Source organism: Psychromarinibacter sediminicola, assembly GCF_029168335.1.
Lineage (GTDB): Bacteria > Pseudomonadota > Alphaproteobacteria > Rhodobacterales > Rhodobacteraceae > Psychromarinibacter > Psychromarinibacter sediminicola.
On the sequence record NZ_JARGYC010000229.1, the window covers coordinates 1 to 562 of the forward strand.

Annotated in this window: 1 protein-coding gene; it reads right to left on the reverse strand. The window is 51.4% G+C overall.

The features are described 5' to 3' along the window. Window positions 1–43: 43 nt before the first annotated feature. Complete coding sequence (locus P1J78_RS25130) at window positions 44–343, reverse strand: hypothetical protein (RefSeq protein WP_275570100.1); 300 nt, start codon at window positions 341–343, stop codon at window positions 44–46. Window positions 344–562 lie beyond the last annotated feature (219 nt).

The following is a 562-nucleotide window of genomic DNA, read 5'->3' on the forward strand; positions in this document are numbered from 1 at the left end:
TCGGCGAACTCATCGACTGCTTCACGCACCAGGAATGCGAAAACTACTTCGCCGCCTGCGGATACGATGCAGATTGATCGGAAAACGCTCTAATATCTTCACCAAGCTTTGCAGCAATGTCAGGGTCTTGACTTATTATGTTTCCAATCCAACGCGTGAGTGCTGATAGCTTAGCTGTCGTGTCGGAAACGGCGTTATGGTACTCTAGCACATTTTTAGAGCTGAAGTTCAGGACGCCAACTGATATGCGAAAAGAAGCTTCATAGAACTCTTTCGTGGGGGCGGCGGATGAACGGCGTATCATTCGCTCTGCCTTCTCAATAGCCGCATCGAACTCATCCAACGCTGCCTCAAGTGGCGTTAACCTTGTAATTCGGTTCTGGACTGCTCCAGCACTGGAAGAAGGGCGTGTTTTAGAGCGTTTGCCCACCGACATGAATCGATTGGGGATTCCCATTCGGCCGAGTGACTGATTCACTGACCCTGGGGCAGATACTGGGGGCAGCGATGGGCAAGCCACTTTCCATGGACCTGAGGAAGCGTGTGATCGCAGCGATTGATT